The sequence below is a fragment of the Streptomyces sioyaensis genome, from assembly GCF_004122735.1.
GTDB lineage: Bacteria > Actinomycetota > Actinomycetes > Streptomycetales > Streptomycetaceae > Streptomyces > Streptomyces sioyaensis.
Genome location: NZ_SDIF01000106.1, coordinates 1 through 24351, shown reverse-complemented (window position 1 = coordinate 24351; position 24351 = coordinate 1). Strand labels below are relative to the sequence as shown.

At 73.2% G+C, this 24351-nt stretch carries 20 protein-coding genes; 10 read left to right on the top strand and 10 right to left on the bottom strand.

Features of this window, described 5'->3' with window-relative positions; genetic code table 11:
• Window positions 1-192 (bottom strand): hypothetical protein (locus EST54_RS34165; RefSeq protein ID WP_154074039.1); only part of this gene is annotated, 192 nt, incomplete at its 3' end.
• Between EST54_RS34165 and EST54_RS26915 the strand changes: the two genes are divergently transcribed.
• Window positions 191-949 carry a bestrophin-like domain gene (locus EST54_RS26915; RefSeq protein WP_129250314.1) on the top strand — a complete coding sequence of 253 codons (759 nt, stop codon included), beginning with the start codon at window positions 191-193 and terminating at the stop codon, window positions 947-949. The genes EST54_RS34165 and EST54_RS26915 overlap by 2 nt on opposite strands.
• A gap of 118 nt (window positions 950-1067) precedes the next feature.
• On the opposite strand, the gene EST54_RS26910 is transcribed toward EST54_RS26915, so the two are convergent.
• Both EST54_RS26910 and guaA read right to left on the bottom strand, forming a co-directional pair.
• Window positions 1068-1853 (bottom strand): class II aldolase/adducin family protein, encoded by a 786-nt coding sequence (locus tag EST54_RS26910; RefSeq protein WP_129250313.1) that lies wholly within the window; start codon window positions 1851-1853, stop codon window positions 1068-1070.
• A gap of 188 nt (window positions 1854-2041) precedes the next feature.
• Window positions 2042-3628: a glutamine-hydrolyzing GMP synthase gene (gene guaA, locus EST54_RS26905; RefSeq protein WP_129250312.1), complete on the bottom strand. Its 1587-nt coding sequence runs from the start codon at window positions 3626-3628 to the stop codon at window positions 2042-2044.
• 248 nt (window positions 3629-3876) lie between these two features.
• Between guaA and EST54_RS26900 the strand changes: the two genes are divergently transcribed.
• Both EST54_RS26900 and EST54_RS26895 read left to right on the top strand, forming a co-directional pair.
• Complete coding sequence (locus EST54_RS26900) at window positions 3877-4203, top strand: chorismate mutase (RefSeq protein ID WP_129250311.1); 327 nt, start codon at window positions 3877-3879, stop codon at window positions 4201-4203.
• Between the two features lie 890 nt (window positions 4204-5093).
• Window positions 5094-6170, top strand: a complete 1077-nt coding sequence (locus EST54_RS26895) for an LAETG motif-containing sortase-dependent surface protein (RefSeq protein WP_129250310.1) — start codon at window positions 5094-5096, stop codon at window positions 6168-6170.
• A gap of 86 nt (window positions 6171-6256) precedes the next feature.
• Here the strand turns inward: EST54_RS26895 and EST54_RS26890 are convergent, their stop codons facing one another.
• From EST54_RS26890 to EST54_RS26880, 3 genes are all read right to left on the bottom strand, one after another.
• Complete coding sequence (locus EST54_RS26890; protein WP_129250309.1) at window positions 6257-8089, bottom strand: GMC oxidoreductase; 1833 nt, start codon at window positions 8087-8089, stop codon at window positions 6257-6259.
• 59 nt (window positions 8090-8148) lie between these two features.
• Window positions 8149-9888 (bottom strand): succinic semialdehyde dehydrogenase, encoded by a 1740-nt coding sequence (locus EST54_RS26885; protein WP_129250308.1) that lies wholly within the window; start codon window positions 9886-9888, stop codon window positions 8149-8151.
• Window positions 9889-10017: 129 nt separating this feature from the next.
• Window positions 10018-11958: a serine/threonine-protein kinase gene (locus tag EST54_RS26880; RefSeq protein WP_129250307.1), complete on the bottom strand. Its 1941-nt coding sequence runs from the start codon at window positions 11956-11958 to the stop codon at window positions 10018-10020.
• Window positions 11959-12068: 110 nt separating this feature from the next.
• Here EST54_RS26880 and EST54_RS26875 point away from each other — a divergent pair, with 110 nt between their 5' ends.
• The 4 genes from EST54_RS26875 to EST54_RS26860 all read left to right on the top strand — a co-directional run bounded on the left by EST54_RS26875 (window position 12069) and on the right by EST54_RS26860 (window position 16186).
• Window positions 12069-12539, top strand: coding sequence for a hypothetical protein (locus EST54_RS26875; RefSeq protein ID WP_129250306.1), 471 nt, complete (start codon window positions 12069-12071; stop codon window positions 12537-12539).
• A 96-nt stretch (window positions 12540-12635) separates the two neighbouring features.
• Window positions 12636-13718, top strand: coding sequence for a hypothetical protein (locus tag EST54_RS26870; RefSeq protein WP_244942623.1), 1083 nt, complete (start codon window positions 12636-12638; stop codon window positions 13716-13718).
• Between the two features lie 522 nt (window positions 13719-14240).
• On the top strand, window positions 14241-14903 hold the full coding sequence (locus EST54_RS26865) for a response regulator (RefSeq protein WP_129250305.1): 663 nt from the start codon (window positions 14241-14243) through the stop codon (window positions 14901-14903).
• The gene (locus EST54_RS26860) at window positions 14900-16186 is read left to right on the top strand and encodes a sensor histidine kinase (protein ID WP_372448206.1); all 1287 of its coding nucleotides are present in this window, start codon (window positions 14900-14902) and stop codon (window positions 16184-16186) included. The genes EST54_RS26865 and EST54_RS26860 overlap by 4 nt, the downstream gene beginning before the upstream one ends.
• A gap of 86 nt (window positions 16187-16272) precedes the next feature.
• On the opposite strand, the gene EST54_RS26855 is transcribed toward EST54_RS26860, so the two are convergent.
• Window positions 16273-16635, bottom strand: coding sequence for an STAS domain-containing protein (locus EST54_RS26855; protein ID WP_372448207.1), 363 nt, complete (start codon window positions 16633-16635; stop codon window positions 16273-16275).
• A 473-nt stretch (window positions 16636-17108) separates the two neighbouring features.
• Between EST54_RS26855 and EST54_RS26850 the strand changes: the two genes are divergently transcribed.
• Together EST54_RS26850 and EST54_RS26845 are read left to right on the top strand one after the other, a co-directional pair.
• Window positions 17109-17801, top strand: a complete 693-nt coding sequence (locus tag EST54_RS26850; RefSeq protein ID WP_129250303.1) for a sigma-70 family RNA polymerase sigma factor — start codon at window positions 17109-17111, stop codon at window positions 17799-17801.
• Window positions 17798-19135, top strand: a complete 1338-nt coding sequence (locus EST54_RS26845) for a maleylpyruvate isomerase mycothiol-dependent enzyme family protein (protein WP_129250302.1) — start codon at window positions 17798-17800, stop codon at window positions 19133-19135. Before EST54_RS26850 ends, EST54_RS26845 begins: the two co-directional genes overlap by 4 nt.
• 290 nt (window positions 19136-19425) lie before the next feature.
• On the opposite strand, the gene purU is transcribed toward EST54_RS26845, so the two are convergent.
• Window positions 19426-20325 (bottom strand): formyltetrahydrofolate deformylase, encoded by a 900-nt coding sequence (purU, locus tag EST54_RS26840; protein ID WP_129250301.1) that lies wholly within the window; start codon window positions 20323-20325, stop codon window positions 19426-19428.
• A gap of 32 nt (window positions 20326-20357) precedes the next feature.
• Window positions 20358-20816, bottom strand: a complete 459-nt coding sequence (locus EST54_RS26835; protein WP_174244099.1) for an SCO4402 family protein — start codon at window positions 20814-20816, stop codon at window positions 20358-20360.
• Window positions 20817-20987: 171 nt separating this feature from the next.
• Between EST54_RS26835 and EST54_RS26830 the strand changes: the two genes are divergently transcribed.
• Window positions 20988-22337 (top strand): ABC transporter substrate-binding protein, encoded by a 1350-nt coding sequence (locus EST54_RS26830; RefSeq protein WP_129250299.1) that lies wholly within the window; start codon window positions 20988-20990, stop codon window positions 22335-22337.
• A 44-nt stretch (window positions 22338-22381) separates the two neighbouring features.
• Here EST54_RS26830 and EST54_RS26825 read toward each other — a convergent pair whose 3' ends face one another.
• Window positions 22382-24235, bottom strand: coding sequence for a hypothetical protein (locus EST54_RS26825; RefSeq protein WP_392567424.1), 1854 nt, complete (start codon window positions 24233-24235; stop codon window positions 22382-22384).
• Between the last annotated feature and the right edge of the window lie 116 nt (window positions 24236-24351).

The window sequence follows — 24351 nt, the reverse complement described above, 5'->3', positions numbered from 1 at the left end:
CCCCTCCTCCCCGCCGCCCGTCCTGCCCCGCAGCCATCCGCCGGTGTCCCACCCGCCGCGCCACGGGCGCTCGATGGTGACCACGGTCTTGCTGCTCACCGCTCCGGCCGTGTTGGCCGGGGCCGCCCTCCGTCCCCGTTCGAGCTCCTCGTCCGGTTCCGCCGGGCGCCGTTCCTCGTAGGAGGTCTCCATGTCGCAATGGCTGGTGCTGACCATCGCCATGGCCGCGGTCTGCGGCGTCGTCCTGACCATCACCGTCCTCAAGGAGCGGCGGATCAGCGAGGACGACGACCCGACCGAAACGCCGGATGTGATCGAGTATCTGACGATGATGGTGGGGGTGGTGTACGCGATCGTGCTGGGCCTGGCCATCGCCGGCGTCTGGGAGGCGAGGAGTGCGGCCGAGGACACCGTACGGACCGAGGCCCAGGCGCTGCACGAGGTCAGTGCGCGAGCCCGGGCCTACCCCACGCCGGTGCGGGACCGGATCCGCTCGGATGTCGGGGCCTATGTGACGTATGTGGTGCACAAGGAATGGCCGGTCATGGCCGAGCAGGGGGAACTGACCCGGCGTGGCGGCGAGCTGCTGACGAAGGTCCGGGCGGACGTCACCGACTACCACCCGCGCAACGACTTCGAAGGGCAGTCCTACCAGCCCCTGATCGATCAGGTCGCGGCGGCCGACGGGGCCCGCGCCGCCCGTGCGGACGCGGCCGATTCGACGCTGCCGGGCGTGGTGTGGTTCGGGCTGATCGCCGGGGGCGCCATCTCCATCGGCGTGATGTTCACGTTGCAGATCCGGCGTTCGGGGCGGGAGTTGCTGATGGCCGGCCTCTTCAGCGCGCTGATCGCCTTTCTGCTGTTCCTGGTCTGGGACTTCAACGCGCCGTTCAGCCACGGCATCTCGGCGACCGTGGCGCCGCTGCGCGAGCTGTTGCCACCCTCGTGAGACCGGGGCCTGCGGGGCGGCCGTACGTGGCAGACGTACGTGGCTGCCGTCGCGCAGGCCCACCCCGCAGGCCCGGCCCGCAGGCCCGGCCCGCAGGCCCCGTCCCGAACAGCCGCCCTCAGTCGAAGAGGTCCGGCTCGCTGCGGGCGGTCTGCTGGTACAGCGGCTGGTAGTTGATCCAGGCGACCAGGTCGTTGCCCAGCTGTTCGCGGGTGTGGACGGCGCTGTGGTGGTCGATCAGCACCGGCTTGCCGGCCGCCTTCGCGGTGAGCTGGACCTGGCAGGAGCGCTCCATCGTCAGGAACCACCACGCCGCCGCGTCGACCGAGTCGCCGACCGTCAACAGCCCGTGGTTGCGCAGGATCACGGCCTTGTGCGGGCCGAGAGCGGCCGCGATCCGCCGACCCTCCTCCTCGTCCACGACCACGCCCGTGTAGTCGTCGAAGAGCGCATGGTCCTCGTAGAAGGCGCAGACGTCCTGGGTGATCGGCTCCAGCAGCTCGCCCAGCGCGGACAGCGCCCGGCCGTAGGTGGAGTGGCTGTGCGCCGCGGCGACGACGTCCGGGCGGGCCCGGTGGACCTGGGCGTGGATGGCGAACGCGGCCTGGTTGACGTGGTAGCGGCCCTCGACGACCTTGCCCTCCGCGTTCACGAGGATCAGATCGCTGACGGTGATGTGCCGGAACGACATCCCGAAGGGGTTGACCCAGAAGCAGTGCGGGAACTCCGGGTCGCGGGCGGTGATGTGGCCCGCGACGCCCTCCTCGAATCCGCAGCGCCCGAAGAGGCGCAGCGCCGCGACCAGGCGCTCCTTGCGGTGGCGCCGTTCGCCCTCGACGGTCTCGTGCGTCGGCGGCATCGCGAAGTGCAGCTGTTCGGTGGGTATGGGCGTCGGCTCGGGCATCCCGGCTCTCCTCCTGGCACGTACGGCGCTTGATGCTCGAAGCGGAAGCTACCTTTCAGTACCGCAGGTCACCAGGGCCGGGACGGACACAGATCGGTCGGCCTGCATCATGAACGCCCTCGCCCGCACAACGCAGCACGCCGCCGCCCGGCGGACCGGGCGGCGGCGTGGTCAGGCGGCGGGTGGGATCACTCCCACTCGATGGTGCCCGGCGGCTTGCTGGTGACGTCGAGGACGACGCGGTTGACGTCGGCGACCTCGTTGGTGATGCGGGTGGAGATGCGGGCCAGCACCTCGTACGGCATCCGGGTCCAGTCCGCGGTCATCGCGTCCTCGGAGGACACCGGGCGCAGCACGATCGGGTGGCCGTACGTCCGGCCGTCGCCCTGGACGCCGACCGAGCGGACGTCGGCGAGCAGGACCACCGGGCACTGCCAGATCTCGCGGTCCAGACCGGCCGCGGTCAGCTCCTCGCGGGCGATGGCGTCGGCCTCGCGCAGCAGGTCCAGGCGCTCCCTGGTGACCTCGCCGACGATACGGATGCCCAGGCCAGGGCCGGGGAACGGCTGGCGCTGGACGATCTCTTCGGGCAGGCCGAGCTCGGTGCCGACCATCCGGACCTCGTCCTTGAACAGCTGGCGCAGCGGCTCGACGAGCTCGAACTCGATGTCGTCGGGGAGGCCGCCGACGTTGTGGTGCGACTTGATGTTGGCGGTGCCCGTGCCGCCGCCGGACTCGACGATGTCCGGGTAGAGCGTGCCCTGTACCAGGAAGGCGACTTCCTCGCCCTCGGCGCCGGCCTCGGCCACCAACTCGGCCTGGGCCTGCTCGAAGACGCGGATGAACTCGCGGCCGATGATCTTCCGCTTCTGCTCGGGGTCGCTGACCCCGGCCAGTGCGGTCAGGAAGCGCTCCTCGGCGTCGACGACCTTCAACTGGACGCCGGTGGCGGCCACGAAGTCCTTCTCGACCTGCTCGGACTCGCCCTTGCGCATCAGGCCGTGGTCGACGTAGACGCAGGTCAGCTGGTCGCCGATGGCCTTCTGGACGAGAGCGGCGGCGACCGCGGAGTCCACGCCGCCGGACAGCCCGCAGATCGCGCGCTTGGTGCCGACCTGCGCGCGGATCGCGGCGACCTGCTCCTCGACCACGCTGGTGGTGGTCCAGTTCGGCTCCAGGCCGGCGCCCCGGTAGAGGAAGTGCTCCAGGACCTGCTGGCCGTGCGTGGAGTGCATGACCTCGGGGTGGTACTGGACGCCGTAGAGCTTCTTCTCGTCGTTCTCGAAGGCGGCGACCGGGACCACGTCGGTGGACGCGGTGACCGTGAAGCCCTCGGGGGCGGCGGAGCAGGCGTCGCCGTGGGACATCCACACCGACTGCGCGGCGGGGGTGCCCTCGAAGAGGGTGGATCCCGGGCGGGTGACGGTCAGCGGGGTACGGCCGTACTCGCGGGCGCCGGTGTTGTCGACGGTGCCACCGAGGGTGGTGGCCATGAGCTGGAAGCCGTAGCACATGCCGAAGACGGGGACACCGGCCTCGAACAGCGAACGGTCCAGGCTGGGGGCGTCCTCGGCGTAGACGGACGAGGGACCGCCGGAGAGGATGATCGCCTTCGGATTCTTGGCGAGCATCTCGGCCACCGGCATGGTGGACGGCACGATCTCGCTGTAGACCCGGGCCTCACGGACTCGGCGGGCGATGAGCTGGGCGTACTGTGCGCCGAAGTCGACTACGAGGACGACGTCCGGGGCAGCGGCAGGGGGCGCTGATGGCACTTCGGCGGCCTTCCGGCGGTGTGGAGCAGGGTTGGACTTTCGATTCTAACGGGCTCATACTGAGCCCCATGAACAAGCAGCTGACCTTCGTCTTTACCTATGGCACCGGCCCAACCGGCTGCCATGGTCGTGCTGCTTGATCCACTGACGAGCAACTTCCCAGGCGCCCCGGGCCGACAAGGTCCGGGGCGTCTGCGTCTGTCAGGACCGGCCGTCGGCTCCGGGGCCACCCACCCCAGGAGACGCACATGAGCACCGAGACCCCCACCGCCCCCGGCACGACTCCCACCGCCGCGGGCACGGCCGCGGAGACCGGGGCACGCACCCCGGAGGCCGCCGGGATCATCACCGACGCACGGCAGCGGATCGACGATCTCGACGGCCGGATCATCGGCCTCGTCCAAGAACGGATGGCCGTCTCGGCCGTCATCCAGCGCGAGCGCCTCACCTCGGGCGGGCGACGGGTGAACCTCTCCCGCGAGATGGAGATCCTCGCCCACTACCGCGACCAACTCGGCAAGCCGGGCACCGCGCTGGCGATGACCCTGCTGGAGCTGTCCCGGGGCCAGATCTGAGGCATCCGGGGCCCGCGGCATGGCTGGTTCCCGACGGTGTCCGGCCGGCTTCCGGTAGCGGCGGAGCGCGTGGCAGAGCGGGCGCGCCCCGGCGCAATTGCCGGACCTGCGTTCGGTTGCCGACTCACCCGTACGGCGCGTGACCGGCCGCCGCGAGGCTTCGTTGATCCCGGTGCCACGCCAGCCAGGCGCGGCCTGCAGGACTACGCGTAGACGCCGCCCCACGGGCGGAACCCCGGAGCGATGAGACGCCGACCGCCAGCGCGGTCCGCGTCGTGGGACCTCGCTCCGTGCAGTGACCGGTCAGCAGGGGACAGCAGCCCGGTCACATCCGATGGGGTGGTCGGTCCTGGGGACGCCCGGGGCCGACCGCATCCGGTCGAAACGGTTGCGCCAGGTGAGGCGCATCCAGGACGATGCTTGACGCACCACACTCCGCTTCCGGCAGGGACCTTCTGCCACGCCATGGATCCGGCCACCGCGGGATCCGCAGCATCGCGCACCACCTCAAGAGCCAGCGGCGCTACCCCCCCCCCAGCGCCGCCATCGGTACCGGCGCTGCCCTGACGCCGGCACCGAAAGCCAAGGGCCCCGTGGCCGTCCGCACCCCCCTCGCGGACGGCATCCGGGGCCCTTCGCTATGGGGGGCGTGCGCCCGGCGCACGCCCCCCCCGCCGGACCTGGCCTGTGCGTTTCCCTTGAGAAGCCCGTGAGTCAGCTGTGACGGGTGTGACGGGCATCACGGCGGCAGTTCTGGTTGAGCGAACAACCTTTTTCAGCCATGGCTGGTCATGTACCTGCAATCGCACGGCCATACCGCGCCCCACCGCGACGGCCCGCTACCCACTTGTGCCGGATTTCGGCACGCTGGACCCCGAGAGGTCTTCTCGATGAAGCTTCGCCGTGCCCTGACGGCCGCCGCCGCGACGGCCGTCATAGCGCCCGCCGCCCTGATGGCGGCCCCCGCCGCGTTCGCGACGACCGGTCCCGAGACCGCGGCCGGCGCGAGCGCCGAGCCGACGCCGGGCACCCCCGCTACCGAGCAGTCCGGCGACACCACCACCCAGCCGGCGACGCCGGGCGCCGGTGACGAGAGCGCGCCGGGCGACACCACCGGGGGCGACGACGCCACGACCGGTGCGGAGACCGGGGGCGGCACCACGCCGTCCGCCCCGGCCACCCCCGGCAACGGCACCAAGACCGGCAGCCCCGCCAAGCCCTCCGCCTCCGCCGAGCCCACCGAGCCGGGCGACGACGGGGACGAGTCCGACTGCACGGTCGACGACGCCGCGATCAAGGTGACCGTCGCCCATCTGCCCTCCAAGCTCGTCGCCGGCGGCGGCTGGAAGGGCTTCAGCGTGCACCTGGCCAACACCACGGACCACACGCTCGACGAGGTCTACCCGGTCATCTACGCGGTGCCGACCGAGCACATGGACCACCCCACGTCCCAGCTCGACCTGGAGTACCAGAACCCGGACACCGGCAAGTGGACCTCGTTCGACGAGTGGACCGACGGCCAGTACTTCGGCTGGTTCCAGCTCGACGGGCACCAGACCGCCGAGTTGAAGATGCGTATCCGCGCCGACAAGGGCGCCACGGCCGGTGACGGTTTCGCGCTGGTCGCGGGCGACTACCAGAACAAGGACGGGTCCTGCGGCTGGTCGAAGGAGCAGTGGTACGACTTCACGATCCTGACCGCCGGCAGCCACCCCGGCACGATCCCGCCGGCCAAGCCCGGCAAGCACGGTAACAAGCCCGGCCCGCAGGGCGGCGGGAAGCCGGTCGGCACCGCCAAGCCGAAGGCCGGCATGGACAAGCTGCCGGTGACCGGGAACCTCGCCGAGACCGGTGCGTCCTCCGCGCTGCCCACCCTCGCCCTCGTGGGCGGTGTCGCCATGGTCGTCGGCGCGGGCGCGGTCTTCGCCGTCCGCCGCCGTAGGACGGACGGTGGCGCCGCCGCGTAACGGGCGCAGGGCAGTGGGGGCCGCATCCGGAGCGGGTGCGGCCCCTCGTCACGGCCGGGTGTGCGTCCCGGGTGAGCCGAAGGCGTCTACTGGCCGGCGGACGTGGACTTCTTCGGCGGCACCGGCGGGACGGCCAGGAGCGGCAGGTGCAACGCGCCGAACGCCTTCGCGGGGACGGCCGGGCGGACCGGCTCGACCGGCGTCAGCCGCCGGTAGCCGCGGCCCTGGGCGGGGCGCGGGTCCGGCTCGCCCTTGTTGGGCCACAGCGACATCGCCCGCTCGGCCTGCGCGGTGATGGTCAGCGACGGGTTGACGCCCAGGTTGGCGGAGACCGCGGCGCCGTCGACGACCGAGATGCCCGGGTGGCCGTAGAGGCGGTGGTACGGGTCGATGACGCCCTGGTCGGCGTCCGCACCGATCGGGCAGCCGCCCAGGAAGTGCGCGGTCAGCGGGGTGCCCATCAGCTCGCCGACATTGCTGCCCGCGAAGCCGTTGATCTCCTCGGCGAGCAGCGTGGCCGCCTCGGTGGCCTCGGGGATCTGCCCCGGGTTGGGCGCGCCGTGGCCCTGCCGCGCGGTGAGCAGGCCCTTGCCGAGTCCCTTCGGTTTCCGGTACGTCGTCAGCGAGTTGTCGAGGGACTGCATGACCAGGCCGATGATGGTCCGCTCCGACCAGCGGCGGTTGGACAGCGACCGCACGGCCAGCAGCGGGTGGCGGGCCACGTTCGCCAGCCAGCCCGCGACCCGCCCGGCGGGCCGGTAGGGCACCTGGAGGACGGTCAGCCCGCCCATCGCGTTGGAGCCCCTGCCGTAGCGGACCGGCTCGATGTGGGTGTTCTCGTCGGGGTGGATCGACGAGGTGATCGCCACGCCCCGGGTGAAGTCGGCCTTCGTGCCGTGCCGCTTGCGGTAGCGGCGGTTGTCGGTCTGCGCGCCGACCAGGGCCTCGGAGTTGGTGCGGGTCAGCGCGCCGAGCCGGCCGGAGACGTACGGCAGCAGGCCGCTGTCCTTCATCCGGTGCAGCAGGGTCTGCGTGCCGTAGGTGCCGGCCGCGAGGACGACGCGGCGGGCGGTGAACGTACGGCCCGCGCCCTTCTTCTTGTTGTCCGTCGGGAGGGTGCCGGCGGCGAAGCCGCCGCGGGAGTCCTCGGTCAGCGAGACGACCGAGGTCATCGGGTGGATGACCGCACCGGCCCGTTCGGCGAGGTGGAGGTAGTTCTCGTTGAGGGTGTTCTTGGCGCCGTGGCGGCAGCCCGTCATGCACTCCCCGCATTCGGTGCACGCGCGGCGGGCCGGGCCGGCGCCGCCGAAGTAGGGGTCGGGCACCTCCGCCCCCGGATTCCCCCGCGCGCTGCCGTCCGCGTCCTCGCCGTCCCCGAAGAACACCCCGACCGGCGCCATGTGGAAGGAGTCGCCGACGCCCATGGCGTCCGCGGCCGCCTTCAGATGGACGTCGGAGGGCGTCATCGTCGGGTTGAGCCGCACCCCCAGCATCCGCCGTGCCTGGTCGTAGTACGGCGTCAACTCCTCCTGCCAGTCGGTGATGTCCTTCCACTGCGGGTCGTCGAAGAACGGCTTCGGCGGCACGTAGAGGGTGTTGGCGTAGTTGAGCGAGCCGCCGCCGACGCCGGCGCCCGCCAGCACCATCACGTTGCCCAGCAGATGGATGCGCTGGATGCCGTAGCAGCCGAGCGCCGGGGCCCACAGATAGTTGCGCAGGTCCCAGGAGTTCTTCGGCAGCGTCTCCCGGGTGAAACGCCGGCCGGCTTCGAGGACGCCGACGCGATAGCCCTTCTCGGTCAGCCGCAGTGCGGAGACCGCGCCGCCGAAGCCGGAGCCGATGACGAGCACGTCGTAGTCGTAGCCGTCCGTCCCGGCGCCGTCCGGGTCCTGGGGGCGGGCAGAGTTCTCCTGGGGCACTGGCTCTCCCTGCTGGTTCTGGCGGAGCGGCGGGGCCGGCTGACCTGCCGCGGGTGGCCTCAGCGCAGGCGGAACGCCTTCATCGCGCGCAGGCTGCGGGTCATCAGCTGTGCGTACTTCTCGTCGGTCAGCCCGAAGGAGGGAGCGATCGGCATCAACCGCTGCTGGGCGACGGTCTGTGCCTCGGTGTATTTGAGGATGCCCTCGGAACCGTGCCGGCGGCCGAGGCCCGAGTCCCCCATGCCGCCCATCGGCGACTGCACGCTGCCGTAGCCGGCGGCGTAGGACTCGTTGACGTTGACCGTGCCGGTCCGCAGCCGGGCGGCGACGGCGCGGCCGCGGCGGCCGTCCTTGGTCCAGACGCTGGAATTCAGGCCGTACGGCGTGGCGTTGGCGAGCGCCACCGCCTCGTCCTCGTCGCGGAAGCGGTAGATCGAGACGACCGGGCCGAAGGTCTCCTCGCCACAGACGGCCATCGGGGCCTGGACGCCGTCGAGGATGGTGGGCTCGTAGAAGAGCGGGCCGATGTCGGGGCGGGGGCGGCCGCCGGCGAGCACCTCGGCGCCCTTGGCGACGGCCTCCTCGACGTGGCGGGTGACGGTCTCCAGCTGGCGCTCGCCGACCAGCGAGCCCATGTCGGCGCCGTAGGCGAGGGCGTTGCCCAGCCGCATCGCCTTCGTCCGGGCCGCGAACCGCTGGACGAAGTCATCGGCGATGGACTCGTGGACGTACAGCCGCTCGATGGAGATGCACAGCTGGCCGGCGGAGGAGAAGCAGCCACGAACGGCGCCGGCGGCGGCCTTCTCCACATCGGCGTCCTGGAGGACCAACATGGCATTCTTGCCGCCGAGTTCGAGGGAGACGCCGACCAGGCGGGCGGCGGCGCCCTGGGCGACCTCGCGGCCCGTACGGGTCGAGCCGGTGAAGGAGACGTAGTCGGCGTGCTCGACGACGGCGGGGCCGACGACCGGGCCCTCGCCGATCACCACCTGCCAGACGTCCTCCGGCAGCCCGGCCTCGATGAGCTGCTCACGGGCCCACAGCGCGGTCAGCGCGGTCTCCGTGTCGGGCTTCATGACCACGGCGTTGCCCGCGACGAAGGCCGGCAGGGCGTCGCCGACGGACAGCTCGAAGGGGTAGTTCCAGGGGGCTATCTGCCCGATGACGCCCCGGGGCTGGCGGAGTTCGGTGACCTTGGTGAGGGTCGGTACGACGCCGGTGTGCGCCTTGGGCCGGAGGTAGGCGGGGGCCTTGCGGCCGTAGTGGCGGGCGGTGACCGCGACCGACAGCACTTCCTCGTGGGCGTGCAGCCGCGCCTTGCCGGTCTCCAGCTGGATCAGGTCGAGCACCTCGGCCTGGCGGCTGAGCACCAGGTCGTGGAAGCGGAGCAGGACCGCCGCTCGCTGCCGGACCGGGACCTTGGCCCAGCGTTCCTGGGCGGCGCGGGCCCGCTCGAAGGCGGTCGCGACGTCCTCGGGGGTGGACTCGGGCAGGTCGGCCAGCTTCTCCCCGGTGAACGGGGTGTGGTTGGCGGTCCGGCCGCTGCCCACTACACCGCGGGTGAGCCGGGCGGCGAGCTCGGGCGTGACCACCTCGGCCGCGGTCCGGGCGCCGGCCGGGGCGGGGGCGACCGGGTTGCCGTCGGCGGGTGCCGTGGCGGGCGCAGCGGCGGCCTCGGCGGGTGCCGTGGCGGCCTCGGCAGGCGCGGCGGCCTCCGCGGGCGCGGTGGTTGCGGGAGCGTCGTCGGGGGCCTCGGCGGCGGCGGAGGGGGCTGTTCCGGTGTCCTGCGAGTCCGTCATGTCGGCGAGGGTATGCCTCCCCGGACGCTTTGTGTACCCGGGAGTAATGAGTTTTCACGGCGTACGCACAATCGCGCCAGCGCCTGCTGGCCGCAAGGGCGCTGGTCTGGGACGACCGGGAGGCCGGGCTCACGACCCCGGCAGCCGGAAGGCGTCGAGCGCGATGTCGAGGTGGCGTCGGGCCTCGCCGCGCGAGCCGGGCGGGGCGGAGATCCACACGTCGATCATCTTGGCGCCCTCGTCCCAACAGAGGTCATAGGTGTACCGGGGGCCGCCGTCGTGCGCGCCGCCGTCCCAGGCGAACTGCCAGAGCCCGGCCCGCAGTCCGTTGTGGGTGGTCTCGGTGACGCGGCCCTCTCGGTAGCCGGGGTGGTCGGCGGGGCCCCGCGCGTCCGCCGTCCGCAGCGCGCCCAGCGGCCCCTGGGGCAGCTGCTGCTGCAGCTGGACGCCGATCCGGAAGCGGCTGCCCCGGGAGGAGTAGGAGACCCGGTCGTGCGCGGACGCGCGGCGGAAGCCGGCCGGTACGGCGATCACGAAGCCGGCCGGGTCGCGGACGAGCCGGTAGCCGGCCGGGAGCGTGCCGGCGGGTGCCGGCGAGGGCGGAGCGGTGACCGTGACGGTGGGCGTCGCGCCGCCGGTGCCCCGCGCCGGCCCCGGGCCCGAGGTCTGCCGGGAACGGCCGGTGCTGTCGTCTGTCCCGTTCCGGTGCGTCAGCAGCACGGTCAGGCCCGCGCCCGTACCGCCGATCACCACCGCCGCCAGCGCGACCAGCAGGGCGGTGCGGGTGCGGCCGGTGTGCGGGCGGGCGGCCGCGGCCAGCGCCCGGTCGTCGAACGCCGCCAGCACCGGAGCGCCCGGGGCGCGGCCGCCCGCACGGCCGCCGGTGCGCCCGGCGCCGCCCGCGGCAGGGGCAGGACCCGGACCGGCCGCGGCGGCGGGCCCCACTCCCGCGGCCAACGGGTCCTCGCTGGGCGGGTGTTCACCGGGCGGGCCGCCCTCGGCCCCGTCGCGCAGGGCGGCATGGACGTCGGCGCCGGGATCGTACGGGTCCTTCGGCCCACCGGCGCGCGGCCCGTCCCGGCGGGTGCCGGCGTGCGGCCCGCCGGGACCCGCCGCCCCGCGCGCGTCCGCCACGGCCTCGGCGGCGCGCCCGGCGCCCTGGCCACGTCCGTGCCCGCCCGGACCGCGCTCCGGCGCGCGGCCGGGCCCGGGTCCGCCGTGCTCGCGCTCGGGCGCGCGGCCCGACCGCAGATAGCCGCGCAGCAGCTGCTCCGTCTCGGCGACGCCCAGCCGGCGCTCCGGATCGCGCTCCAGCAGGCCGTCGACGACGGCACGTAACGGGCGGGCGGCTTCGGGGAGTTCGATCTCCTCGGACACGACGGCGTGCAGCACGGCGCCCAGCGAGTCGCGGCGGAAGGGGGAGGAGCCGCTGAGCGCGGCACACAGCAGCACCCCCAGCGACCAGAGGTCGGCCTCGGGCCCCGTGCCGCGGCCGGCCATCCGCTCCGGCGCGGTGTACTCCGGCGAGCCGACGAAGCCGCCGGTGTCGGTCAGCGTCGGGACGCCGGAGACCTGCGCGACCCCGAAGTCGGTGAGCACGACCCGGCCGGTGCCCGGCTCCATCAGCACGTTGGCGGGCTTGAGGTCGCGGTGCAGCACCCCGCGGGTGTGCGCGGCCCGCAGGGCGCCCAGCAGCGCGACGCCGATCCGGGCCGCCTCGCGGGGCGCGACCGGTCCCCCGCTGTGCAGCCGGTCGGCCAGCGACGGCCCCTCGACCAGCTCCATCACGATCCACGGCCGGCCGTCCTGCTCGACGACGTCGTGCACGACGACCACGTTGGGGTGCTTGATCCGGGCGACGGTGCGCGCCTCCCGCATCGCCCGGCCGCGCTGCACCCGCGCCTCGGGCTCGTCCGGGCCCTCCCCCACGTGCAGTTCCTTCACGGCGACCCGGCGGCCCAACAGCTCGTCCTGGGCGCGCCAGACGGTCCCCATTCCGCCACGGCCCAGCCGGACCTCCAGCCGGTAGCGGCCGCCGATCAGTCTGCCCTCGCCACCGACGATCCCCATGGCCCCATCTTGCCGCACCACTTCCCGGCCGGCAGGGCGCGCGCACCACGGACCGGCCATGGTCGCGCACACCCTGCCGCATCCCGGCCCCGCTGTGATCCACTGCCTGCATGGAGGCAGTTGTGGCAAGCGTGGTGGCCGTCATCGGCACCCTGCTGGGTTCCGGCATCACCCATTTCTTCCAGAGCCGGGCGACCGACCGCAGCGAGCGGTTCGCCCGCGCGGAGCGGCTGCGGCAGGAGCGGATCGACGCGTACTGCGCCTACGCGGGCGCGCTGCTGGACTACCGGCGGGTCCTCGTCCACCGCTGGTTCGTGGTGCACGAGGGCGAGCGCTGCGCCGAGGACACCCCGGAGCTGCGCGAGGAGATCTACAAGAACCGCTATACGGCCCAAGAGGCCATGTTCCGGGCGCAGATGGTGACCGACGACCCGGAGATACTCGACCGCGGCGAGCGGGTGATGTCGGCGGTGACCGAGCTCCACCGGGTCGAGGACCACGAAGCCCTCACCGCGCTGCGGGCCACCACCCGCCAGGGCATCCGGGACTACATCGCGGCCACCGCCCGCCAGGTGCGCTGATCATGCGAAAGGGGAACCACCCGACACACGGGGTGGAACCTCCACCGGCTCTCCCGCCGTCCTTGACACAGTGAGCCTGTTGTACGGGAACTGCCGGTGCGACAGCTGCGAGAGGCGGAGCGGGGGTCGGTCATGGTGATGCAGGACGGAGGAACGGTGGACGTCCGTCCGGGCCCCGACCCGGGCCGGGCCGCCCCGGAGCACCGCGACGCCTATCTCCTCACCGGTCTGTGCCTGGCCCTGTACGCGGGCGCGCTGCTGGCCTGGACGGTCTGCGGCATCGTCCAAGGCGACGGCAGCGCCTGGGACTTCATCGAGGGCCTGTTCAATCCGGGTTCCGCCGCCGCACCCTCGCTGCTCGGCCCGTACGAATGGGCCTTCACCGCCGCGTTCCTGGTGATCGCAGGGCTGGCGCTGGCGCGGCGGCGGCTGGCCCGCTCCGCCGCCCTGCTGTCGGGCTTCCTGCTGCTCGCCGCCTCGTTACGGGAGGGCGTGGGCCTGTGCCACGCCGCCTACCGCCATGAGTACAGCAACGACCCGCTGGGCAGCTGGGCGCTGGCCACCCGCGGTCTGGGGCTGGTGGTGGCGCTGGTCGTGCTGTGCGTGATGTTCCCGGCGACCGAGCGGTGGCGCTCCGCCCGCCCGGCCGGCCGGAGCGCGCCGGCCCCGGAAGCCGACTGGCGCCGCTCGTCGCGGATCTGCGGCGTGCTGTTCCTGCTGATGGGCCTGGCCCGGCTCGGCTGGGTGGTGGCCGATCTGACGGCCGCCGACGCGGACGCGCTGCGCTATCTGCGCGATGCGGTCGACGGCTCGGTGCTGGGCACCCTCGACATGTCTGCGTCCGCCGCGTTCACCACCCTGGGGTCGGTGCTCGTCCTGCTGGTCCTGGGCGTGCTGGCCTTCCGCGGCCGACGGGAAGTCCGCGGCGCGCTCCTGGTCTTCGCCGCGATGGAGCTGTATCTGACCGTGCGCACGGTGGTCTGGCTGACCGTCACGGACTTCTTCAACCAGTCCGTCGAGACGACCGCGGGCGCGCTGTCCATGGCCACGACGGCGTACGGCCTGGCGGCCATGACCTCCGTGGTCGTCCTGGCCACCGGGCGCGGGTTCGGGCCGTACGGCGGGGTGCGGGCGGAGGGCTTCCGGACGCCGGCGGTGGGACGTAACGGCGGGGTGTGACGGCAGGGCGTAGGGGCGACGGCTCCGGCATGACGGGCACGGGCCAGGGCCGGGCGGGCACGGACCAGGGGCCGGGCGCGCGGGAGTTGCGTATCCGGCGGTGCGGTTCACCACCGCGCTCGGGGAGGCGTGACGGGTTGCGGGGACTCGGGGTGCGCGCCCGGGGGTGAAAGAGCCCGTATGCGAAGGGCCGCCGCAAACGCCCTGGTTGTGCGGGGGAGATCCCCCTCCGGACCGCCCCCGCACAGCCAAAGACGGCCGTCGCGTGTGGGGGTCGCGGCGGCCGCCGATGTGAACTGCAACGCGTCCTGGGCTTGTGGCCTCTTCAGTGGTGCAGCATAAGGACCACTCTGCCAACGGGGCCCGCCCCGGGGCATCCTCCACAGGTCGCGGGCCGACCCCCGCCGCTCGGCGGGGGTGGTGGTCCGTCGCAGGGCGGGCCCGTACGGCAGGGGACGGAGTCGCGCAGCGCCGGGCGGTTCCGCGGGCTCGGAACGGGTGCGTAGGAGAAAGGGGCGGCCGGTGATCCGTGTCGCTGTGGTGGACGACGAGCGGCTGGTCAGATCCGGACTGCGGATGATCCTGGGGACCGCCCCGGACATCGAGATGGTCGCGGACTGTAGTGGGGCACAGGCCGTGGAGACCGTGCGGGAGTGCGCGGCTCAGGTCGTGCTGCTCGACATCCGGATGCCGGACGTGGACGGGCTGACCGTGCTGCGCCGGCTGCTCGCCGCCCCCGAGCCGCCCGCGGTGGCGATGCTGACCACCTTCGACGCCCAGGAGTACCTCACTGCGGCGCTGCGCGAGGGCGCGGCCGGGTTCCTGCTCAAGGACTCCGACCCGGAGCAACTCGTCCGCGCCGTACGGACGCTGGCGGACGGCGGCAGCGTGCTGGATCCGGGGGTGACGCGCGCGGTGATCGGCGGCTATCTGACCGCCGAGGACCAGAACGCGGCGGCTCGGGCGGTGCGCGGGCTGACGCCGCGGGAGTCGGAGGTGCTCGCCCTGCTCGGCGAGGGCCTGGGCAACGCCCAGATAGCCGACCGGATGGGGCTGGCCCCCAGTACGGTCAAGGACCATGTGCGCGCCCTGCTGGGCAAATTGGGCGGCATCAACCGCGTCCAGGCGGCCATCGTCGCCGACCGTGCGGGCCTGGTGACCGGCGCTCCGCGGGGGTCGTGGTGAGCACCGGCGGGGGGCGGGTGCGCCGTCGGGGGCCCGCCGGGCCGCTGGCGGCCGCGTGGCGGGCGGCGGCACACGGGGCCCCGGGGCGGCTGCTGCGCCGGATCGCGCCGGTGGCGGTCCCGGTGCTGCTCGCGATCGCCGACGCGATGCTGGTCAACGGCGTCGGCATGGGCCTGGAGCTGGGGGTCTCGGTCGGTGCCGCGGTGGTGCTGCTGGTGCGCCGGCGCTTCCCTCTGCTGGTCTTCCTCCTCACCCTCCCCGGCCTCTACATCGGCTACATCTGGTTCGCGCCGATGATCGGGCTCTACACCCTGGCCGCCCGCCGGCCCGGCCGGGCGCGGCTGGGCAGCTGCGCGGTGCTGCTGATCGCCGCGCACTTCTTCCCGTATCCGATCTCCGACTTCGAACTCGACGACTACCGCGAGAACACCCTGGTGCTGATCGACGCCACCGTCACCTCGGCCGCACCGATCGCCCTGGGCCTGCTGATGCGCACCCGGCGCGAACTCGCCTCCCGTGTCGAGGATCTGACCCGCAGTCTGCGGCGCGAGGACCGGCTGCTCGCGGACCGGGTCAAGACCACCGAACGCGCCCGGCTCGCCCGGGAGATGCACGACGTGGTGGCCCACCAGGTCAGCCTGATCAGCCTGCAGGCGGGGGCGGTGCAGGTCAGTACGGAGGACGCGGCGGCGCGCGCCGGGGCCCGGACGATCCGGGAGCTGTCCGTGCGGACGCTGGAGGAGCTGCGGCACATGGTGGGCGTACTACGGGCGGACGGCGGCGACACCGGAGCGGCGCAGGACCTCGCGCCGCAGCCCGATCTGGCGGAACTGCCGCGGCTGATCGAGATGAGCGCGCTGGACGTGACGTACGAGGGCGGCGTGGTGGCCGGCGCGAAGGGCGCGAAGACCGTGGAGCGGGCGGCCTTCCGTACGGTCCAGGAGGCGCTCACCAACGTCCGCAAGCATGCACCGGGGGCGCGGGTCCGGATACGCGTGGATCCGCTGGACGCGGTGCGGGTCGAGGGCGCGGACAGGTCCGGGGGCGCCGGGGAGAGCCGTGCGGGGGACGGGCTGCGGGTGGAGATCCGCAACGGGCCGCCGGATGAGACGGCAACGGTCCCCGCGCTGCCCGGCGGCGGACACGGGCTGGTCGGGCTGCGCGAGCGCGCCCAGAGCCTCGGCGGAACGCTGGAGGCGCGGCGCACCTCCGACGGCGGCTTCGTCGTACGCGCGGAGCTTCCGTACGGGCGGGTGGGGACGGGGGCGGGTGAGGGCGAGTGAGTGCGGGGCCGGGTGCATGCGAGGCCCGGCGCCTCGGGCGGAGGCGGCTTCGTCGTACGAGCGGAAGGGGTGCGGCCCGGTCCGCCTCAGGCGGTGAGCGGCGCGGCGGCTTCGTCGACGGCGGTGCGCAGGTCCGGGTAGACCTCGAAGAGGCGGCGGACGCCGAGAGCGGCCAGCACCCGGTTGACGTGCGAACCGTCCACGGCGCCCTGCGCGGGGAGGATCAGCCGCAGCCGCCCCTGACAGGAGCGCATCAGCCGGCGGGCGGCGATCAGCACCCCGACGCCGCTGGAATCGCAGAACCTCACCTCGGAGAGATCGAGCACGAGGGAGCGCCGGCCGTCGGCCACCGCGTCGTGCACGTGCTGGCGCACCGCAGGCGACGTGACCAGGTCCATCTCACCGGAGACCTGCAGTACGGCCCAGGGGCCCTTTTCGTCTTCTGCCACCTTCAACGACACGCGCTCGAAGCCTTTCGCTCGCTTTCGTACCGGATGATCCCGGGGGTGTCCGGAACTCACCCTTCCCCGCCTCGACTGCCCGGCCTCCCTCCCCTGAAACACCTGGGAACCCTTGGCGCAACGGGCCGTCCCGCCCAAGGCTATGCCCAGGCGCCCCCTGCCTTTCGCCGACATCCGGTCACACACGGATAACACATACCGCTGAGCGGACAAGAACGATCCGCATCGATCCGCTTCGATCGGGCAGTATCGCCACAAAGCGAGGACTTCCGGCACGCCCGGCTCTTACCATTCCCGTCCCGCCCCGGGCTCGGTTTGCCGCAAAGGAGCGTGCGTTGTCGGACCCGCGCATTACATTCGAGGGCACGGCGGGCCTGTGAGGGTGCACACAGGTCCGGGAGCGGGTGCAGGAGCGACGGCTGAGGTGTGAGCCCGAGGCGGCGGGCAGGGATGAGGACCCCATGGGACACGACGCGTCACCGCGTTGGGACAGGCGCATGCAACAGCGGCTCACCCACGGCGAAGCCGCCGCGCTCGGCGAGGTCTACGACCGCTTCGCCTCTCTGGTGCACAGCCTCGCCCACCGCGTCCTGGACGACGAGGACGCCGCCGACCGCGTCACCCGCGAAGTGTTCGCCTACGTCTGGGAGCACCCGGATTCCTACGACCCCAAGCAGGGCACCCTGCGTTCCTGGGTCGCCGCGGTCACCCGCCATCAGGCCGTCCAGCGGCTGCGCCAGACCGAGGCCGCCTCGGCGCGCGACGGCGGGTCCGAGGCCCCCGAGCCCGCCGAGATAGAGCAGAAGATCCACGAGGCCTCCACCGCCGCCCGCGCCGACTACATCGTCACGTCCATGCCCGCGCCCCTGCGGGCCGCCCTGGAGCTGGCGTACTTCCAGCGCCGGGACTACCGCCAGACCGCCGCCGACCTGGGCGTCACGGAGGACGAGGCCCGGCGCCGGCTCCGTCTGGGGTTGCAGCTGCTGTCCACCGCCCGCACCCACCAGGCCCTGCCGCCGGCCCACCGTGCCGCGCACCCGGCACCCACCGCCCGTGCCCCGCACGCTCCCCGCGGCCCGCGCCCGCCACACTCCCCGTACACCGGCCCGGGGGCCTCCGCGCCGCCCGGCCCGGGCCATGGACGGTCACTGTGAACGGCCCGGACGAGTGGGACGGCCGCGAACTGTCCGACAGCCCCGGCGAACGGCCGCGGATACCGTCACCGCGATCCGCCCCCGAGGACCGCGGCCCGCTCCCGGACCCCGCGCCGCTGCCCGTCGCCGAGCCGGACGGCCCCGCCGGCACCTCCCCCGCCCCGGAGACCGGCGACGGGACCGAGCCGCCCGTGGCACCCGTCATCATTCCCGCCCCGGCCGGCGCCCCGCCGCACCGGATCCTCAAGTCGCTGCTCGGCGCCTGGGCGCTGGCGGCCTGCTCCGCCGAGGAGACCGCCGCCGTCGAGGCGCATCTGACCGACTACGCCTCCTGCGCGGACGAAGCGCTGCGGCTGCGCGAGGCCGTCGGGCTGCTGCATCCCGCCGACAGCCTCGATCTCGATCCGCTGCTGCGCTCCCGGGTACTGGAGCTCTGTCTGGGCCGTCGGCCGGCCCGTATCCCGGTGCCCGAGTGGGCGACGCCGTACGACGCGGAGACCGCCAAGCTGGACGCGCTGCTGCGGGACATGGGCCCGGCGGAGTGGCGCGCCCCGGTGCGGCTGCGCTGGTTCGAGGGCGAGCGCCCGGTCGAGCGGGAGACCACCGTCGCCGGTGTCATGGGCCATCTGATGGCGGTGGACGGCCTGGTCGCGACGGCGCTCGGGCTGACCGACCCGCTCGGCACCGCCGCCCCGCCGGGCGCCCCGGATCCCCTCATCCGTACGGAAACGTTCTGGCGGGCGGCGGACGAGAAGCAGAGCCCGCTCGCCACCCACGCCCCGTGGCGCGACCAGAGCAGCGCGCTGATCCGCCAGGTGTCGTTCGCCGGCACCAAGGTCGCCGAACTCGCCGTGCCGTACGGCGACTTCCGGCTCCCGCTGCGCGACTCGTTCCTGGACCGCGCCTTCGAGTGCTGGGTGCACGCCGGCGACATCGCCGAGGCCGTGGACTATCCGTACGAGCCCCCGGCCGCCGCGCACCTCCACCAGCTGGTCGACCTCGCCGCCCGGCTGCTGCCCAGCGCGCTGGCCGACCGCCGGCGGGCCGGGCTCGCCGCGCCGCCGCAGCGGCTGGTCGAGGCGGGCGCCCCGGGCCGCACCCTCCATCTGGAGGTCGAGGGCAACGGCGGCGGCCACTGGTACATAGCGCTGGACTCACCGGCCGCCCTGGGTACCCCGGAACACACCGTCGCCCACATCGCCCTGGACAGCGCCGAGTTCTGCCAGCTGGCCGCCGGCCACATCTCCCCCGAGGAGGCCGCCGCGGGCCAGCTCGGCGAACGCGACGCGATCCGCGACGTCCTCTTCGCGACGGCTTCGCTCTCCCGGCTTTAGGGGTGGCTGGTGCTGGTTTGCGCTGGCCAGTAGGGGGCGGTCGGGCCGCTGGCGCTCGCCGGTAAGGGGCGGTCGAACGGGTCCCGTAGGGGGTCCGAGCGCCCCCTCGGGGCCACAACGTGAGAGGTGCGGAGGGTATTCCGGAGCGAGGTCCGCGGCGAGGGTATTCCGTGCCGAGCGCATCCCGCGGCGGCGGAAAACCGGCCTCAGGCAAAGACCACGGTCCGCTCGACCTCAGGCGAACACCACAGTCCGATCGGCCTCAGGCAAAGACCACCGCCCGCCCAACCTCAGGCGAACACCACAGTCCGGCTGCCGTTGAGGAGGACCCGGCGCTCGCTGTGCCACTTCACGGCTCGGGCCAGCGCCTGGCACTCGACGTCGCGGCCGATCGCCACCAGCTGGTCCGGGGTGACCTCGTGGCCGACCCGCTCGACCTCCTGCTCGATGATCGGGCCCTCGTCGAGGTCCGCGGTGACGTAGTGCGCGGTGGCACCGATGAGCTTGACGCCGCGGGCGTGAGCCTGGTGGTACGGCTTGGCGCCCTTGAAGCTCGGGAGGAAGGAGTGGTGGATGTTGATGATCCGGCCGGACAGCGCCTTGCACAGATCGTCGGAGAGCACCTGCATGTAGCGGGCGAGGACCACCAGCTCGACCCGCTCGGCCTCGACCAGCTCCAGCAGCCGCGCCTCGGCCTCGGCCTTGGTGTCGCGGGTGACCGGAATGTGATGGAACGGGATGTTGTACGAGCCGACCAGCTCGGCGAAGTCCTTGTGGTTGGAGACCACGGCCGCGATCTCGACCGGCAGCGCGCCGATCCGGGAGCGGAAGAGCAGGTCGTTGAGGCAGTGCCCGAACTTGGACACCATCAGGATGATCCGCATCTTCTCGTCGGCCCGGTGGATCTGCCAGTCCATGCCGAAGGAGTCGCCCACCGCCGCGAAGCTGGCCCGCAGCTTGTCGACGCTGACCGAGGCGTCCGCGCTGAAGTGGACCCGCATGAAGAACAGCCCGGTGTCCCGGTCGCCGAACTGCTGGCTGTCCTCGATGTTGCAGCCGGTGATGAAGAGGTAGCTGGACACGGCGTGCACGATCCCCTGCTTGTCCGGGCAGGACAGCGTGAGGACGTACTGATCGTTCTGACCGTTCCGATCGTGCTGACCGGGCTGGGTGGGCTGCGACTCGCTCATGACCTCATAGGGTCGCACACCTGTCGGGCAGCTCAGGCCGGGGCGTCCGCCTGACCGGTCATGATGGCCAGCACCTCCAGCGAGCGGGGCACGGTATCGGGGTCCTCGCCGTCCGCCGTCGCCAGCTGCACATGGGCCTCCCGGGCCGCGCGGACGGCCTCCGGCCAGCCCTGGTGCTCCATGTACGCGGCGACCGGAGCGTCCGCGCCGACCTGGTGCATGATCCGCAGCACCCGCAGCACGGCGGCGTCGACGAGCTGGGCCTCCTGGCTGTCCCGGAAGATCGTGCCGACGTACTTCTCGGCGGACCAGTTGTCCAGCCAGGTGTCCTCGACGAGCCGGTAGACGGCGTCGGTGACATCGCCGTAGCCGGGCCGGCCGGCGAGCCAGGCCTCCTGCTGGAAGGCGGGGTCGGAGAGCATGTGCAGCGCGGAGCGCACATTGCTGCGCCAGCGCCACCACGGCATGTCGTTGAGCGGCATACCGCCCATGGTGGTGGAGCGGCGGCCACGACGGGAAGACTTCTCCGAACCTTGCACAGTATTGGATCGTACGTTCCGGTCAGGTGATCTCAAGCGGCCCCCCGGAGTTCACCTCAGCGTCACCTTTCCTTGCCATATCGTCACTCACCCGTTCCGGGCAGGACGGAAGGCTGCGGTGTCATGACCGGACGGCGACGCCTTATCCCCCGCCCCTTCTCCCGTGCGCGTGTGATCCCGATCGCTTCGGCGGCGGCATGTACGGCGGTCATAGCGTCCCTGCTCGCGGGCTGGGGCTCGCTTCCCGGCACGGGGGATTCCGGGGAGAAGGATCCGATCACGGTGATGACCTGGGCGCCCGAGGACACCAAGGCGACCAATATGCCGGGGATGCCGGCCATGGCGGAGGCCTACGCCCGCTGGGTCAACTCCCGCGGCGGCATCAGGGGCCACCATCTGCGGGTGCTGACCTGCAACGAGCGCAATGACTCGGTGTACGCCGCGCAGTGCGCGCAGCGCGCCGTGGACGAGGGCGCGGTCGCCGTCGTCGGCTCGTACAGCCAGTTCGGCCGCGCGTTCATGTCGCCGCTGGAGGTCAAGGGCATCCCCTTCATCGGCGGCTACGGCGCCTCGGACGAGGAGTTCGAGAGCCCGCTGTCCTACCCCGTCAACGGGGGCCAGGCGTCCCTGCTCGCGGGGAACGGCCGCCAGCTGGTCGGCGACTGCAAGCGCGTCGCGCTGGTCCGCCCGGACACCATCCAGGGCGACCAGATGCCCTCGCTGCTCAACTCCGGCCTGACGAGCGGCCATCGGCAGCCGGCCAAGGACATCAAGGCGCCCGAGGACGGGACCGACTACTCGTCCGAGGTGAACCGCGCGCTGGACGGGGTGCACGCCGACCCGGCCGTCTACGGCTCGCCCAGGGCCGACGGCAAGGCGGACGGCGCGTGCGTGAGCGCCTCGCTCGGCGACCACACCGACGCGTTCTTCGACTCGTTCCGGCGGCTCCAGGAGGACAACCTCCGGGTGCGGGTCGCCTCCGTCCTGGGCAGCGTCGGCCAGTCGCTGGTGAACCGTACGGGCGGCTCGGCCGGGCCGCTGGAGGGCGCGGACATCACCGGCTGGTACCCGGTCGCCAGCGATCACCGCTGGGACCCGATGCGCAAGGTCATCACCGACTTCGCCTTCGACGACAACCGCATCGACCCGGCCGACCAGGGCGTCCAGACCACCTGGATCGCCTACACCGTGCTGCGCTCGCTCGTCGAACAGCTCGACGACCAGGGCACCGAGGACATCACCTCGCACGCCCTCCAGAAGGCGCTGGACCGCGGGGACCGCGCCGTCGACACCGGCGGGCTGACCCCCAAGCTGCGCTGGCGCGACGAGGACATGCTCGCCGTCCAGGACTTCCCGCGCATCGTGAACGGGACGGTGACCTACCAGGTCGTACGGGACGGCGAGTTGGCCGCCGCCCGGCAGGGCTTCGTGAACGTCACCAGCACGCTGGAGCGGCGGCACTCCGACGACTGAGCGGGACGGGGCGGGCCGCCCGGCGCTCCGCCCCCGCCGGTGGCTCAGAGCTGCTCGGGACGGCGCTCCGTCAGCCCGTACTTCTGCGCGAGCGGGTTCCAGATCTGGGCCGCCTGCCGCTTGGCCTGGGTCGCCTGGCCGCTGGCCACATTGCCCTGGGCGGCCTGCCCGGTGCCGCGGGCCCGGCCCTTGTGGCAGCCCTTCTTGCCGCCTACCTGGCCGGCCCAGGCCGCGTAGTGGTTGTCCGCGGCGGCCGAGGACTGCCAGGCCTTGGTGAGCGCCGCGGTCAGCCGGGCGTGGTCGGGGATCTTGTCGACGGAGAGCTGCTGCAGCCGCTTCACCAGGTCGTTGCGCTGCCCGGCCGCGGACCGCAGGTCCTTGGCCGCGCCGTCGAGGTTGCTGCACGTCTTGATGCTGTTGACGGCGCCGATCACGGAGGAGCGGCTGTTGTTGCTGTCGCCCAGCAGCGCGTCCAGGTCCTTGGCCTGCGCCTGGGCGGGGTCGGCGGACGGCTTCGGCTGCTCCGACTCCTTCGCCGCCTTGGACGCACCGGCCCCGGAGTCCTGCTTGGCACCGTCGTCGCTGCTGCTGCCGCTCAGCGCCCAGCCGATGCCGAGGCCGGCGCCGAGGAGGGCCACGATGCCGATGCCGATGAGCGCGGCCGTGGGGAGCCGGCGGCGCCCGCCGCCGTCGTCGTCGTACGAGGTCGGCTGGTCGTAGCCGCCGGCCGGCGGGAACTGCTGCCCGTACTGCTGCTGGGGCGGCTGGCTCTGGCCGTACGGCGGGCGGCCCGGGTCCTCGAAGCGCGGCAGCTGCGCCGTGGAGTCCGGTGCCCCGGCCGCTCCGGACGTCCCCGGACCGTCGCGGAAGAGGCCCTCGAACTCGGCGGGCGTGGGGCGGTCACCGGGCGCGCCGGGGCGGACGCCGTACGGGGCGCCGGGCGGCGGGGGCGGTGCGCCGGCACCCACCGGCGGGATGAGCTGGGTGGCGTCGCCGTCGCCCGCACTCTGGGCGCCGGGCATCGGCTGGGCGGCGCCCTGGGGGCCGCCCTGCTTCGGCTTGATCGCGCGCAGCATGGTGGTGGACTCGTCGGGCGTCTCGGGCCGGGAGCGCGCCTCGGGCGGCAGCGGCACGGCGCCGCCCGACTGCCCGCCTATGGGGGGAATCAGCGCGGTGGCCTCCGCATCGCCCGAGGCGGGCGGCAGCGGAGCCCCGGTCTGCGGGGTCGCCTTCACCAGCGCTCCGGACGGGTCCTGAGGCTGCTGTCCGTACGGCTGCTGGGGCTGGGCCTGCGGGGGCTGTTGCCCCTGTGCGGGCTGCTGGCCCTGCGGGGGCTGCTGACCGTATCCCTGCTGGGGCGGCTGCTGTCCGGCGTCGTAGGGCTGCTGCCCCGCGGGCGGCAGTGCACCGGGCCCGCCCTGGCCGCCGTACGAGGGCGTGGGCCGGCCCTCCGGGCCGGCCGGCGGCAGTGCACCCTGCTGCGGCGCCTGCTGCGGCATCGCGGGCGGGGCCGGCGGCGGGGGCGGCACCGGCGGCTGCCCCTGGGGCGGCGCCGGGAAGCCCTGGCCGCCCTGCGGGTCCTGCGGCTGCCCCTGGGGGGCGGGGTATCCCCGCTGTGGATCTTGGCCGAAACCCTGCTGGTGGTCCTGGCCGTAACCCTGCGGCTGCTCCTGGCCGTACGTCTGCGGCTGCCCCTGGGCGGGTGCCGCGCCGTACGGCTGGGGGGCGAGGGCGTCCTGCTGACCGGGCCCCCAGGGCTGGCCCCACGGCTGGCCGGCCGCCGGCGCGGCCTGCTGGTCGGGCACCCACTGCTCACCGTTGGCGGGCAGCACAATGCCCTCTCGGGCGGGACCGGCCGCAGCATTCTGCGGGTCGTGCCCCTGTCCGCTCTGCGTCACCGTGACTCCTACCAACGTGCAGACTTACCGAATCGACGGCTGCACGCTACCGGGTCGCAGCAACGTTCGACCACGTCGCCTGGTCACACCCCCGCCCACCCCGGAACCCGGCGGGC

Coding starts and splice junctions, on each gene's coding strand:
- EST54_RS26915 (WP_129250314.1), top strand. CDS start 191: ATGTCGCAATGGCTGGTGCTGACCATCGCCATGGCCGCGGTCTGCGGC.
- EST54_RS26910 (WP_129250313.1), bottom strand. CDS start 1,853: ATGCCCGAGCCGACGCCCATACCCACCGAACAGCTGCACTTCGCGATG.
- EST54_RS26900 (WP_129250311.1), top strand. CDS start 3,877: ATGAGCACCGAGACCCCCACCGCCCCCGGCACGACTCCCACCGCCGCG.
- EST54_RS26895 (WP_129250310.1), top strand. CDS start 5,094: ATGAAGCTTCGCCGTGCCCTGACGGCCGCCGCCGCGACGGCCGTCATA.
- EST54_RS26885 (WP_129250308.1), bottom strand. CDS start 9,888: ATGACGGACTCGCAGGACACCGGAACAGCCCCCTCCGCCGCCGCCGAG.
- EST54_RS26880 (WP_129250307.1), bottom strand. CDS start 11,958: ATGGGGATCGTCGGTGGCGAGGGCAGACTGATCGGCGGCCGCTACCGG.
- EST54_RS26875 (WP_129250306.1), top strand. CDS start 12,069: ATGGAGGCAGTTGTGGCAAGCGTGGTGGCCGTCATCGGCACCCTGCTG.
- EST54_RS26850 (WP_129250303.1), top strand. CDS start 17,109: ATGGGACACGACGCGTCACCGCGTTGGGACAGGCGCATGCAACAGCGG.
- purU (WP_129250301.1), bottom strand. CDS start 20,325: ATGAGCGAGTCGCAGCCCACCCAGCCCGGTCAGCACGATCGGAACGGT.
- EST54_RS26835 (WP_174244099.1), bottom strand. CDS start 20,816: ATGGGCGGTATGCCGCTCAACGACATGCCGTGGTGGCGCTGGCGCAGC.
- EST54_RS26830 (WP_129250299.1), top strand. CDS start 20,988: ATGACCGGACGGCGACGCCTTATCCCCCGCCCCTTCTCCCGTGCGCGT.